Genomic DNA, 12,731 nt, shown 5'->3' on the forward strand with positions numbered 1-12,731 from the left:
CGGAGGAGCGGAAGTCGACCACCACATCAGCCACGCAGCATCGCCCCCACCAGGGAAGCCGACACCAGCGACGGCCGGGTGAGCGTGCCGGAGGAGCGGAAGTCGACCACCACGTCAGCCACGCAGCATCGCCCCCACCAGGGAAGCCGACACCAGCGACGGCCGGGTGAGCGTGCCGGAGGAGCGGAAGTCGACCACGACGTCAGCCACCAGGAAGGCCGTCCCCAGCGACGGCCGGGTGACCACGATGTCAGCCACGCAGCATCTCCGCCACCAGGAAGGCCAGCTCCAGCGACTGCTGGGTGTTGAGCCGCGGGTCGCAGGCGGTCTCGTAGCGGTCGGGCAGGTCCTCGTCGACGATGGCCTGGGCGCCGCCCAGGCACTCGGTGACGTCCTCGCCGGTCAGCTCCACGTGCAGGCCGCCCGGGTGGGTGCCGAGCTCGCGGTGGACCTCGAAGTAGCCGAGGACCTCGTCGACGATCCGGTCGAAGTGCCGGGTCTTGTACCCGTTCGACGACTCGTGCGTGTTGCCGTGCATCGGGTCGCACTGCCAGACGACGCGGCAGCCGGCCGCGGTGACCTTCTCGACGATCGGCGGGAGGGCGTCGCGGACCTTGGTGCTGCCCATGCGGGCCACGAACGTGAGCCGGCCCGGGATGTTCTGCGGGTTGAGCCGCTCGAACAGCTCGATGGCCTGCTCGGGCGTGGTGGTCGGGCCGAGCTTGACGCCGATCGGGTTGGCCAGGCGGGACATGAAGTCCACGTGGGCGCCGTCGAGCTGGCGGGTGCGCTCGCCGATCCACAGGAAGTGCCCGGAGAGCCCGTACGGCCGGCCGCCCGCGATGCGCACCAGTGGCCGCTCGTACTCCAGGGCCAGGGCCTCGTGGGAGCAGTACAGCGTGACCGTGCGCAGGGCCTCGTCGTCGTTGACGCCGCAGGCCTGCATGAAGCGCAGGGCCCGGTCGATCTCGCGGGCGATGGCCTCGTAGCGCTGGCCCGCCGGCGAGGTGACCACGAAGCCCTTGTTCCAGTCGTGTACCGCGTGCAGGTCGGCCATGCCGCCGGCGAGGTACGCGCGCAGCATGTTCATCGCGCTGGACGAGTTGGCGTAGGCCCGGACCATGCGCTGGGGGTCGGCGATGCGCGCGTCCGGGTCCTGGTCCAGCGAGTTGATCATGTCGCCGCGGTAGGCCGGCAGGCCCAGCGAGTCGAGCGCGGCGGAGCGGGGCTTGGTGAACTGGCCGGCGACGCGGCCGATCTTGATGACCGGCAGCGAGGCGCCGTAGGTCAGCACGACCGCCATCTGCAGCAGCGTGCGGGCGTTGCCCAGCACGTGGGCCTCGGTGTTGTCGACGAAGGTCTCGGCGCAGTCGCCGCCCTGGAGCATGAAGGCCTTGCCGTCGGCGACGAGGGCGAGGCGCTCGCGGAGCTGGTCGACCTCGTAGGGCGCGACGATCGGCGGGACGGACGACAGCAGGTTGGCGACCTCGTCGACGGCGGCCTGGTCCGGCCACGGCGGCGTCTGCGCCCGGGGCATGGTCCGCCAGCGGTCGAGGCCGAAGACGTCGTCGTCCTGGTTGCCGTGGACGGCGACGCGGCTGATCTCCGGGCCGGGGTACGTGAAGTGGTGCCACTCCTGGCGCATGACGAAAAGCGTACCGAGGAGGATCGGCGAGCGGGGTCCGCCACCCGCCGATCCCGCAGGCTGGACCGGCGGGTGCGAGCCCGGCGCACCTACATGTTGATCATGTGTCCGGCGAGCCCGTGCACGGCCTCCTTGACCGCCTCGCCCAGCGTCGGGTGGGCGTGTACGTTGCGCGCCACCTCGTGGACGGTGAGGTCCCACTGCTGGGCCAGGGTCAGCTCGGGCAGCAGCTCGGTGACCTCGGGGCCGATCAGGTGGGCGCCGAGCAGCTCGCCGTACTTCGCGTCGCTGATGATCTTCACGAAGCCGGTCGCGTCGCCGAGCCCGTGCGCCTTGCCGTTGGCCGTGTACGGGAACTTGGCCACCTTGACGTCGAAGCCCTTCTCGCGGGCCTGCTCCTCGGTCCAGCCGAAGCTGGCGATCTGCGGCTGGCAGTACGTCGCCCGGGGGATCATGACGTAGTCGAGCTCCATGGTCTCGGCCCCGGCGATCGTCTCGGCGGCGACGATGCCCATCGACTCGGCCGCGTGCGCGAGCATGAGCTTCGCGGTGACGTCGCCGATCGCGTAGATGTGCGGCACATTGGTCCGCAGCCGCCCGTCGACGGCGATCGCGCCGCGCTCGGTGAGCGCAACGCCGGTCTTCTCCAGGCCGAAGCCCTCGACCCGGGGCACGAAGCCGATCGCCTGCAGCAGCTTGTCCGCCTCGAGCACCTGGCTCTTACCGCCGGACGAGACCGTCACCTTGACGCCCCCACCGGTCTCCTCCTCCACGGAGTCGACCCGGGTCGAGGTCAGAACCGAAATGCCGAGTCTCTTGTACCGCTTGAGCAGCTCGGCGGACACCTCGGCGTCCTCGAGCGGCACCATCCGGTCGAGGAACTCGACGATCGTCACCTTCACGCCGTAGTTGTGCAGGACGTAGGCGAACTCGACGCCGATGGCGCCCGCGCCCGCGATGATGATCGAGCCGGGCAGCTCCTCGGTGAGGATCTGCTCCTCGTAGGTCACCACGCGCTCCGACAGCGACGTGCCGGGCAGCAGCCGGGTCGTGGCGCCGGTGGCGACGATGCAGTTCGCGAAGGTTATGGTCTCGTCGCCGACCTGCAGCGTGTGGTCGTCGATGAAGGAGCCCTTGGCCTGGTACTGCCGGATCTCGTTCTTCTTCATCAGGTAGTGCACGCCTTTGACCCGGCCGTCGGCCACCTTGCGGCTGCGCTGGAACGCCGCGCCGTAGTCGAACGTGACGTCGCCGGAGATGCCGAACGTCTTCGCCTCGTGGGTGAAGATGTGCGCAAGCTCGGCGTTGCGCAGCAGCGCCTTGGACGGGATGCAGCCCACGTTGAGGCAGACGCCGCCCCAGTACTTGTCCTCGACGATGGCGGTGCGCAGGCCGAGCTGCGCGGACCGTACGGCGGCGGTGTAGCCACCGGGGCCGGCGCCCAGGACGACGACGTCGAAGTGCTCACTCATAGCCAGTCCTTGCGTTTGAAGGTGACGTACAGCACCACGGACAGCACCACGATCAGCAGGGCCGAGGTGATGAACCCCGACAGCTTGTCGGAACCCGGGTACGGCACATTCTGCCCGTAGTAACCAGTAACCGCCGTCGGCACCGCGATGATGGCGGCCCAGCTGGTGACCTTCTTCATGACGGTGTTCTGCCGGTTGCCCTGCACCGCCAGGTTGGACTCCAGGATCGTGGCGGTGAAGTCGCGCAGGTTCTCGGTGAACTCCGTCACGCGCATGACGTGGTCGTAGAGGTCCTGGTAGTACGGCACCATCTCCTCGTCGACGAGGTGCTCGCGGGAGTGCATCAGGCCGCCGACCAGCTCGCGCATCGGCATGATGACCTTGCGCATCCGGCCGAGCGTCTTGCGCAGCCGGAAGCTGCGCTGCTGCACGTCGCGGATGGCCTGCGGGCTCTCCTCGAACAGCCGGTCCTCCAGCGCCTCGAGCTCGTCGTCGAGCTTCTGCACCGCGTCGAACTGCCCGTCGACGATCACGTCGAGCAGCCCGTGGGCGAGCCACGGCACGCCCTGCGCGGCCAGGTCCGAGGTGGCGTCCCAGCGCTCGACGACCGCGTCCATGTCGAAGCCGGCGCCGTGGGCGGTGATGAGCGCCCGGTCGGTGAGGAACGCCGACACCTCGTCGACCTCCGCCGTCCCGTCGCCGTCGCCGCCGTGGAACCGCATGGCGTACGCGTTGAAGAACATGTGTGCCGGATAGTGCAGCAGCTTCGGCCGCTCGTGCGGCGAGGACGCGTCCTCGATGGCCAGCTGGTGCAGCCCGAACTCCTCCTGGACCAGGTCGTAGTCGCCCTGCTCCGGGTCGACCAGATCGAGCCACACGACCGCCGCGGTGTCCTTGAGGTGCTCGGAGATATCGTCGAGCGGGAAGTCCTCGGCTTCCAGCCGACCGTCCCGGTAGAGCCGCGTACGCGCCATAGGCTCATCAAAGCAGAAGGAGGCCCCGGTGGCCGGATTCGCGGAGGCGACCGCGGTGGTGGACGGCCGGGCCGAGCTGGATCCACAGTGGACCGTCGGTGGGCGGCCCAACGGCGGATACCTGCTGGCGGTGCTCGCCCGGGCCGCCGCGACCACCGCGCACCCGCACCCGCTCAGCGCGAGCGCGGTGTACCTCGCCCCGCCCGAGTGCGGCCCGGCCGAGGTCGCGGTGGAGACGCTGCGCGACGGGCGCTCGGTGCGCCAGGCCCGGGTGCGGCTGTCGCAGGGCGGCCGGGCCTGCGTGGAGGCGCTGTTCACCCTCGGCGACCTGGCCGCGGCCGGCGAGGCCCGGTTCACCGCGGCCGAGCCGGCCGCCGTCAAACCCCGCGACGACCTGAACCGCACCCCGGTCGAGCCGCCGGGCGCCGGGATCCGCATCACCATGCTGGAGCAGGTCGACCAGCGGGTGGACCTGAGCGCCCCGGGCGACCTGCGGGGCTGGCTCAGCTTCGACGACGGCACCCCGTTCGACGCCTTCTCGCTGCTGTACGCGGTCGACGCGTTCCCGCCGGCCACGTTCACGCTCGGCGGCAGCGGGTGGACGCCGACGCTGGAGCTGACCGCCTACGTGCGCGGGCTCCCGGCGCCGGGGCCGCTGCGGGTGCGCCAGTACGCCCGGATGGTCACCGACGGCCAGCTCGACCAGGTGTGCGAGGTCTGGGACGCGGCCGGCCGCACGGTCGCGCAGGCCTCCCAGCTGGCCGTGTACCGGATGGCCCAGCGCTAGTTCAGCACCGCCGCCGCGCCGCGCTTGGCCTCGTACATGGAGGTGTCCGCGCGGTGCAGCACCACCCGGCTCTCCTCGCCGGCCGCGAACCGGGTCCCGCCGACGCCGGCCCGGGCCCGCGCCTCGGTGCCGCCGAGCGCCGTGACCGGGGTGGTGAGGGCCGCCTCGACCGCCCTCCGAGGCCAGAGATCGGCCCGCCCGGGCGCGGGCTGAGGGGAAAACGCGGGGCCGCGGGGTAACACTGGCCACATGGAACCGCTCATCGTCGTCGACGGTGCAAACGTTGTGGGCTCCGTGCCGGACGGCTGGTGGCGCGACCGGGCGGGCGCGGCGGCCCGGCTGCGCGACGCCCTCGCCGCCCGCGACCGCGCCGCCCTGCCGGGCGAGATCACGCTGGTGGTCGAGGGCGCGGCCCGCGGGGTCACGCCGATCGCGGGGGTCGCGGTCGAGGCGGCGCCGCAATCCGGCGACGACCACATTGTGGCGCTCGTGCGCGACAATGTGTCACATCGGCCCGTCGTCGTGGTCACATCCGACCGGGAGCTGCGGCACCGGGTGACGGAACTGGGTGCGAGTATTGTCGGCCCCGGACAGCTCCGGGCCACCATCTCATATGGTGGACGACCTGACTCTACCTAGCCGATATGATTTAGGGGTTCCCTCACCACAGCATGCGCGCGTAGTGATACGCGAACTCATGGCGATCTTCCATATTGTGGGAAACCATTGACCGCAACCTCGGACTCACGCAAAGTTATCCGGGTACCGGTGTCGTGAATTGCCGGTGAATACGCGCCAAAACGTCTGACGAATTAGTGTCGATCTATTCTGTGCGGCACGTAACACGGCTGTCGCATCATGTGACGTAGCTGGTAAGGTCGGTCCCATGTGCCATCAGGTGCTGCTTGATCCGATGTGGACAACCCGCCGCGAGCACCATTTCGACGGCCTTTGTCGAGTGACCCCCGGTTGATATCGGCGTTCATTCAGAAGGTTTTCGAGAGGATTGAAATGGCCGTTTCGGTCGTGGGTGTGCCCGACGTCGCGCCCTCCGTGGTCACCATCACCGTCCACATCACGCTCAACGGCGAGGATCTCCCACCGGAGGCCTCCCGCCTGCTGAGCGACCTCGAGGCGCTGGCCGCCAGCCAGGCCGGCCAGCAGATCCAGCGCACCGCGCCGCTGCCGCGCACCCCGTCGAGCCCGTCCGCCGCCCCGGCGCGCAACCTGCGCCTGGTCGAGCAGCCGGCCGACGAGCCCGCCGCGCCGGTCGCCGTCGCGGAGCACGACCCCAAGGTCAAGCGCATCGGCCGGGCCACGCCCGACGCGCCCTCCCTCTACCTGTGCACCGGCTCGCGCCTGGTCCTGCAGGACGGCGCCCCGGTGGCGCTGACCCGCCGCGAGTACGACCTCTTCCTCTTCCTGTGCGAGCACCCGCGGCGCGTGTTCAGCCGTGCGCAGCTGCTGCGCCAGGTCTGGGGCTACGACATGGTCGGCACCGAGCGCACCGTCGACGTCCACGTCCGCCGGCTGCGGGTCAAGCTGGGCGACGCCGCCCGGATCATCGCCACGGTCCGCGGGGTCGGCTATCGTCTCGACGATGACGCCGCCGTCCAGGTCGTGGTCCGCGAAGACTGACGTCGCGACCGCCGCGGGGATCCTGCTCCTGGTCGATCTCCTGCGGGTGTGGCTCCCGTCGATCATCACGATCTTCGGGCAGACGGCCTCGACCCCGGCCGAGCTCATGGGCGCCTTCGCGTTCGCGTGGTTCGTCGCCGGCGTCGCGGCCGCACCGCTGGCGCGCCGCCTCGGCCCCCGCCGCCTCGCCCTTGTGGCCGGCGCGGTCCTGGTCCTGGCCCGCCTCGCGCTGATCTTCGTCCACGGCGGCCCGCCGCAGCTCTACGTCGCCTCGACCGGCCTGCTCGCCGGCCTCGCCTTCCTGGCCGCCGCCGCCGAGGGCGGGGCGTCCGTCGCGCTCGGCGTCCCGGCCGGCCTCGCCGCCGCGGCCCTCGAGCACGCCGCGCTCGGCACCGTCGACGCGAGCTGGCGGCCCTGGTGGATCGCGGTCCCGCTCACGCTCGCCGCGGGGGCCGCCCTGTTCTACGGTCGCCCCGAGGGCCGGCCCGCGACCGGGGGCTGGTTCCTGGTGGGTCCCGTGCTGCTGCTGACCGGGGTGTACGCCCTCTCCCCCGCCGTCGCCGCGGTGGCCGCGTCCTACGGCGCGCACGGGTACGCCTCGACGCCGCCCGCCCTGCTGCCGCCGCTGGGCATCGGGCTGGCCGTGCTCGCGTTCCTCGCCGTCGCCTTCGCGCCCCGCGTGCCCTCGTGCCGGCCCGTGCGCGTCGCCGCCGCCGTGCTCGTGGTCGCATCGGCCGCCTGCTTCGCGTTCGACTTCGGCGCGCCGGGCCCGCTGTGGCTCGCCCTGCTGCTCGGCGCGCCCGGCCTCGGGCTCGCGCTGCGGCTGGCCGGCGAGCGTCCCGCGCCGCGGGCCGCGTACGCCGCGACCCTCGGCCTGGTGGTGTTCGCGGTCGCGGCGATCGCGTACTACGCCGCCTACGACATCGGGTACCCGAACCGGTGGGTGCCGGTCGCGGTCGCGCTCGTCCCCGCCGGCTTCCTGCTCCGCGCGGCCGGGCCGGTGACCGTCCGGCTGCCGCGGCGCGCCGGGGCCGCGGCGATCGCCGCGTGCCTCCTGCTGCCGCTCGCCGGGCTCTGGGTGCCGCCCCCGGCCCGGTCCGGCGGGGACGGACGGGGCTTCGCGCTCACGGAGTACAACATCCGCATGGGTTTCGGTCTGGACGGGACCTATCGTCCGGCGGAGGTGGCCGCGGCCATCGCCGCGAACCGCCCCGACGTCGTCCTGCTCTCCGAGGTCGACCGCGGGTGGCTGCTCAACGGCGGCCACGACGACCTGGCGGTGCTCGCGCGCCGGCTCGGGATGCGGTACTGGTTCGGCCCCGCCGCCGACGCGGTGTGGGGCGACGCGATCCTGACCCGCCTGCCCGTCGTGGCCGTGAAGTCGATGCCGCTGACCGCGGACGGCGCGCCGACGGGCGCCCAGGCCCTCGGCGTCGTGGTCACGGTGCAGGGGCGCGAGGTCGCCGTGGTGTCGACGCACATCCAGCCGCCGCCGGACGCCGAGCCGCTGCGGCAGGCGGACGAGATCGCGGCCTTCGCCACCCGGTTCGCCGCCGGCCGGCCCACCGTCATCGCCGGCGACCTCAACATCACGCCCGGCAGCGCGCCGTTCGGCCGGCTCACCGGGGCCGGGTACGCCGACGCGTTCGCCCCGAGCCGGCCGGTGCGCACCTTCCCGGCCGACCGCCCGATCGAGGAGATCGACCACGTGCTCGTGCGCGGCCTGACCGCGGGTCCGCTGGTCGTGGGCACCGCGACGACGTCCGATCACGCGCCGGTACACGTCTCCCTGGTCTTCGCCGGAATTTGACCGATTCGTCACCGTTTTCGGGGACGTGTTGGCCGAATCGTGATTGACCCACGGGGCATGTGGGCATCCCGGAGGCAAGAGAGAAAGGGGCAGCGATGAGCGTGACACATGCGAACGGAAGCGTGACCGAGACCCGCAAGGACTTCGGCGCCACCGCCGGCGACCTGTCGACCAAGGCCAAGGAGAGCGCGGCCGAGCTGGCCGAGCACACCAAGGACGTGGCACGTCGCCGTCCCGTTCCGCTGGTGACCGCCGCCGCGGCCGGCCTCGCCACCGTCGTCGTGGCGGTGGTGGCGGTCGTACGGCGCCGCAAGGCGCGTCAGACCCCGCAGCAGCGGGCGATGAGGGCGTTGCGAAGCACCGGTAAGAGCGTGAAGAAACGAATCAAGCGGTAACCTCCTCTCCCCAAGTCGCGGCCCCCGACACCGATCCGGTGCGGGGGCCGCGGCACGTCCGGGGCCGGGCGTCAGGCGTCCACTGTGGAGAGGTGCGCGAGCATCGCCTGGTTGGCCTCCCAGCCGTCGGGGAAGCGCACCGGCACGTTGAGGTGGACGGGCTCGGCCGAGGGGTGGGTGTCGAGCAGCTCGGCGATGCCGGCCCGGGCGACGACGATGCACGCGTGGCGGTGCCGGGAGGCGAGCACGCACAGCCGGCCGGCCTCGAGGTGGAACGCGCTCGCGTCGCGCCGGCCCGACAGCGGGTGCAGGATCACCGTCACGTCGTACTCGCGGCCCTGGAGCCGGTTCGCGGTGTCGACGGTCACGTCGGCGGCGACGGTGTCGGCGAGGGCCTGGCGGATCGCGGCCACCTGGTCGCGGTGGGCGGCGCCGACGGCGACCCGGTCCGCGGTGACCGGGCGGCCCTGCGGGGCGTGCTCGGAGTACGCGACCGGCCCCCGCCGCAGCAGGGCGACCACCAGGCCGGCGATGGCCGCGACGGCCTCCCGGTCGGTGCGCACGGTGTGCCGGGCCGGCAGCTCGTGCAGCGCCCAGCCGGTGCGGCGGGCGGTCTCCAGCGACGCCTCGATGCCGGGGTCGCCGCCGATGGACCGCACCGAGAACTCGAGGCTGCGGTCGGCCGGCCGGGTCCCGGCCTCGAACGGCGTGAACGGGTAGAAGGCCGCCGAGACGACCGAGGCCGCGGACGGGGGCAGGCGCCACGAGACCGGCAGGCGGTGCAGCGGCAGGTCGGGATTGTGCCGCAGGAGCACGGCGACCGCGCTCTGCATCGGGTCCCAGGACAGCCCGGCCCAGCGCTCGACGGCCACGACGGAGAACGGGTCCAGCTGGCCCGGGTCGCCGACGAACAGGCCGCGGGAGAACCGGCCGGCCACGCGCAGGAGCATGTCGGAGCGCATCTGGTACGCCTCGTCGACGATCGCACGCTCCCAGGTGCCCTCGGTGACCGTGGCCCACTTCGCGGCCGTGCCGATGACGACCGCGCTGGTCTGCACGTCGGAGACGGCGCCGCTGACGGTGACCGAGCCGTGCTTGACCACGCGCTGGGCCGGCACGTACGTGGACGCGGAGAGCCGCCCGATCTCGATGCCGGGCGCGGTGCCGGCGAGGCGGTCGATGAGGTCGTCGACCTGCTCGTTGGTCTGGGCCACGACCATGAGCCGCTCCCCCGCCTCGGCCATGGTGCGGGCGGCGCGAACGACCAATGTGGACTTCCCGGCGCCCGGCGGGGAGTCGACGACGACCCCGCGCCCGGCGGCCGACCCGAAGTCGGTCAGGATGTCGTCGATCACGGTCATGACCAGTCCTCCGCCGCGTCGATGTCGTTGGGCTGGTAGTCCGGCGGCGGACCGCCGTGCGTCCACGGGGTGTCCTCGCGGGACGGGAAGCGGCCGGGCGGCTGGTACGCGTCGCTCACCGGGCCGTACGTGACGACCTCCCCGACCTCGGGCACCGAACCGGGCGCGGGCTGCTTGGTGGAGCGGCCCATCCCCTTGGACAGCTCCAGCACGACGTCCACAGAGGACACCGAGACGACCGTCGCCTGCTGGGACAGGCGCGCGGGCGAGACGAGCAGCGCCCCGGGCTCCAGGCGCACCGGGTCGGAGGTCTGCACGGTGATGTGCGGGCGCAGGGCCGCCTTCTTGCCCGACGTGTCGACGCGGTTGGGCGAGGCCGACACGACGGTGCCGGTGAACGCCTCCCCCGAGAGCCGGAACTCGGCCATGACCAGCGGGTCGTCGAGGGCGCGCTGGGCCTCGTAGCGGGCCTGCTCGCGCTCCAGGCGGTCGAGGCGCCCGGCCGCGGCCACGGCGCTGTCGCGCCGGGGCTGGGGCAGCGCGGTGCCTTCGGCCAGGGACATGTGGTACATCGTGAAAACGTCGCGGTCGACCGCCCAGCGGGCCTCGACGGAGGCGCCGGCCGGGCGGGCCCGCAGCAGGTCCACCGCCCGCCACATGAGTCCCCAGGTCGGCTCCAGCTGCGCCTGCAGCGCGCCCGCGAGCGCCGCCTCGGCCCGGCTCTGGGCGTGTGGGTCGGCGGCCCGGGCGTACGCGGCCAGGGCCGGGGCCAGGATCTCGTTGTCGAACGTCGGGTCGGTGCTCGGCCCGGCCGGCGGCCAGCGCAGCGGGTCCTCGGCCACCTCGGCGGCGGACGGGCCGTCGAGGCCGTCGGGCGGGTCGATCCAGCCCAGCAGCGCGGCGAGGTTGGCGTCCTCGAGCCCGCTCTGGCCGGTCGCCCAGTGCTCGCCCAGCACCGCGGTCAGCGCCAGCAGCGTGGCCGAGCCCGGGTGGTCGGCGCGCTCGCGCAGGAACGTGAGCCACTGGCCGAGCAGCGGGACGGTGCGGTGCACCGGGTGCGGGCCGTACGTGCGCCGGAAGCGGGTCGAGCGGCCCAGGAGCCGGATGAACTCCACGCCGCCGCGGTTGGGCACCAGCACCTGGGGCGCCTCGGCGTAGCGCAGCTTCGACGTGTGGGCGGGGTCGACGGTGCGGGAGCAGCCCTCGACGTAGGCCAGCACGATCTTGGCCAGCTGCGCGACGAACTGGAAGCGCTGGGTGCGGTCGCGGGGGTTGGCCACGACGAGCAGCCGGCCGGCGCCGCGGTCGGTGCCGACCAGGGCGGCCAGGGGCGCGGCGGCCTCGCCGGCCAGGGCCAGCGGCACGAGCACGAGCGGGCGCTCGGCGATGTGCGTGTGCCGGACCGTGGTCAGCGGCTGCGCGCGGCCGGCCTCGACGGCCTCCGCGCGGGCCAGCGCGGTCAGAATGCTCACCGCTTCGTCTCCGATCCGCGCCGGGCCTCTCGGCGGCGCCGTGGACCGCTCACGCGCTGAGGCATTCGGTGCGCAGCCGGTGGGCCATGCGCAGCAGCGCCGCGATCTCCTCCTGGCCCGCGCCCGGGGTGAGCGTGCCGCGGGCGAGGCCGAGGACGGTCGAGACGCTCTCCACGCCGCCGAGGTCGTCGCGGATGGAGCGGCCCAGCGCCGAGGTGGAGCCGGCCGACTCGTCGCGGCAGAAGAACGCCATCTCGCAGGAGCCGAGGCAGTCCGGGCTGTAGCGCGCGTCGATCTCGCTGACCGCCTTGTGCAGCTCGTCCGGCGGCCGGGTGGCGTTCTGGTCGGCGTCGTAGGCGAGGTCGAAGGAGAGCCCGGCCGGCAGCGCGTCGAGGATCTTGTCGAGGCGGGTGAGCCGGGACAGCTGGCGCTGCAGCACCGTCAGCTGCTTGCGTACGTCCACGAGGGTGGCCGTCGGCCGGTTGGCGAAGTTCTCCGGGCAGACGAGCACCACGTCGTGCGACACAGACTCCGGCGGGTAGCCGAGCTCGCCGAGCAGCTCGCGCATCGCCAGCACGTAGACCGCCGACTGCTTGGCCGCGGCCGCCGCCTTGCCCGGGTCGGCCTGCCCGTCGATGACCGCGAACGACTTGATCTCCACCACGTGGAAGCGGCCGCCGACGCGGAAGGCGATGAGGTCCGGCTCCAGGTACGCGTAGTAGCCCGCGATGTCCAGCCGCAGCATGGGGTGGTCGAACAGCGTGCCGGCGTCGTCGCGCTCGGCCGCCGCCCGGGCCAGCAGGCTGCGGGTGCGGGCGTAGCGCACCTCGCGGCTGGCGTTGCCGCCCACATTGGACAGGTCGTCGTACGCCACCTCGGGGATGGCCAGCCCGAGCCGATCGCGCAGCAGCTGCAGCAGCTCCGCCGCGCCGTCGGCCTTCACCTGGGCCTCGAACGCGTTGCCGCGGGCGATCGCGAACCGCGACTGGCCGAAGGCGGCCGGGAAGCCCAGCTGCCCGGCGACGGCGCCCTTGTTCACTCCGGCCGCGTCCATCAGCCCCCGCCGGCCGCAGCCGGGGTTGGTGGTGAGCGCGGCGATGGTGCGCGCGTTGTGGTTGCGCGGCGCCACGGTGCCGCGGATGCGGTCCAGCCGGTCTACCAGTGCGTCCATGGGGGT

At 72.9% G+C, this 12,731-nt stretch carries 13 protein-coding genes; 5 read left to right on the forward strand and 8 right to left on the reverse strand.

Going from position 1 to position 12,731, the window contains the following annotated elements; genetic code table 11:
• Positions 1-114: 114 nt before the first annotated feature.
• The 4 genes from ACPPVO_RS51365 to ACPPVO_RS51380 all read right to left on the reverse strand — a co-directional run bounded on the left by ACPPVO_RS51365 (position 115) and on the right by ACPPVO_RS51380 (position 4,091).
• Positions 115-258 (reverse strand): hypothetical protein, encoded by a 144-nt coding sequence (locus tag ACPPVO_RS51365; protein ID WP_426506557.1) that lies wholly within the window; start codon positions 256-258, stop codon positions 115-117.
• Positions 251-1,645 carry a class II 3-deoxy-7-phosphoheptulonate synthase gene (locus ACPPVO_RS51370; RefSeq protein ID WP_426506559.1) on the reverse strand — a complete coding sequence of 465 codons (1,395 nt, stop codon included), beginning with the start codon at positions 1,643-1,645 and terminating at the stop codon, positions 251-253. Before ACPPVO_RS51370 ends, ACPPVO_RS51365 begins: the two co-directional genes overlap by 8 nt.
• An 89-nt stretch (positions 1,646-1,734) precedes the next feature.
• Positions 1,735-3,117, reverse strand: coding sequence for a dihydrolipoyl dehydrogenase (gene lpdA / locus ACPPVO_RS51375; protein WP_426506560.1), 1,383 nt, complete (start codon positions 3,115-3,117; stop codon positions 1,735-1,737).
• Positions 3,114-4,091, reverse strand: coding sequence for a magnesium transporter CorA family protein (locus ACPPVO_RS51380; RefSeq protein WP_426506562.1), 978 nt, complete (start codon positions 4,089-4,091; stop codon positions 3,114-3,116). The genes lpdA and ACPPVO_RS51380 overlap by 4 nt, the downstream gene beginning before the upstream one ends.
• A 28-nt stretch (positions 4,092-4,119) precedes the next feature.
• On the opposite strand from ACPPVO_RS51380, the gene ACPPVO_RS51385 reads away from it, so the two are divergent.
• A complete protein-coding gene (locus ACPPVO_RS51385; protein ID WP_426506564.1) occupies positions 4,120-4,878 on the forward strand; it encodes a thioesterase family protein in 759 nt (252 codons plus the stop codon).
• Here the strand turns inward: ACPPVO_RS51385 and ACPPVO_RS51390 are convergent.
• On the reverse strand, positions 4,875-5,129 hold the full coding sequence (locus ACPPVO_RS51390) for a hypothetical protein (RefSeq protein ID WP_426506565.1): 255 nt from the start codon (positions 5,127-5,129) through the stop codon (positions 4,875-4,877). The two genes, ACPPVO_RS51385 and ACPPVO_RS51390, sit on opposite strands and share 4 nt — an antisense overlap.
• Between ACPPVO_RS51390 and ACPPVO_RS51395 the strand changes: the two genes are divergently transcribed.
• The 4 genes from ACPPVO_RS51395 (at position 5,128) to ACPPVO_RS51410 (ending at position 8,721) form a co-directional block, all read left to right on the forward strand.
• A complete protein-coding gene (locus tag ACPPVO_RS51395; RefSeq protein ID WP_426506567.1) occupies positions 5,128-5,517 on the forward strand; it encodes a hypothetical protein in 390 nt (129 codons plus the stop codon). The two genes, ACPPVO_RS51390 and ACPPVO_RS51395, sit on opposite strands and share 2 nt — an antisense overlap.
• 372 nt (positions 5,518-5,889) lie before the next feature.
• Positions 5,890-6,516, forward strand: coding sequence for a winged helix-turn-helix domain-containing protein (locus ACPPVO_RS51400; RefSeq protein ID WP_426506568.1), 627 nt, complete (start codon positions 5,890-5,892; stop codon positions 6,514-6,516).
• Positions 6,479-8,326: an endonuclease/exonuclease/phosphatase family protein gene (locus ACPPVO_RS51405; protein ID WP_426506570.1), complete on the forward strand. Its 1,848-nt coding sequence runs from the start codon at positions 6,479-6,481 to the stop codon at positions 8,324-8,326. Before ACPPVO_RS51400 ends, ACPPVO_RS51405 begins: the two co-directional genes overlap by 38 nt.
• A 95-nt stretch (positions 8,327-8,421) precedes the next feature.
• Positions 8,422-8,721, forward strand: coding sequence for a hypothetical protein (locus tag ACPPVO_RS51410; RefSeq protein ID WP_426506572.1), 300 nt, complete (start codon positions 8,422-8,424; stop codon positions 8,719-8,721).
• 71 nt (positions 8,722-8,792) lie between these two features.
• Here ACPPVO_RS51410 and ACPPVO_RS51415 read toward each other — a convergent pair whose 3' ends face one another.
• The 3 genes from ACPPVO_RS51415 to ACPPVO_RS51425 are packed head-to-tail and all read right to left on the reverse strand — an operon-like array spanning position 8,793 to position 12,725.
• Complete coding sequence (locus ACPPVO_RS51415; protein ID WP_426506574.1) at positions 8,793-10,082, reverse strand: AAA domain-containing protein; 1,290 nt, start codon at positions 10,080-10,082, stop codon at positions 8,793-8,795.
• Positions 10,079-11,554 (reverse strand): hypothetical protein, encoded by a 1,476-nt coding sequence (locus tag ACPPVO_RS51420; protein ID WP_426506576.1) that lies wholly within the window; start codon positions 11,552-11,554, stop codon positions 10,079-10,081. Before ACPPVO_RS51420 ends, ACPPVO_RS51415 begins: the two co-directional genes overlap by 4 nt.
• A 49-nt stretch (positions 11,555-11,603) precedes the next feature.
• Positions 11,604-12,725: a hypothetical protein gene (locus ACPPVO_RS51425; RefSeq protein WP_426506578.1), complete on the reverse strand. Its 1,122-nt coding sequence runs from the start codon at positions 12,723-12,725 to the stop codon at positions 11,604-11,606.
• Positions 12,726-12,731 lie beyond the last annotated feature (6 nt).

The organism is Dactylosporangium sp. McL0621, from assembly GCF_049995355.1.
Classification (GTDB): Bacteria; Actinomycetota; Actinomycetes; order Mycobacteriales; family Micromonosporaceae; genus Dactylosporangium.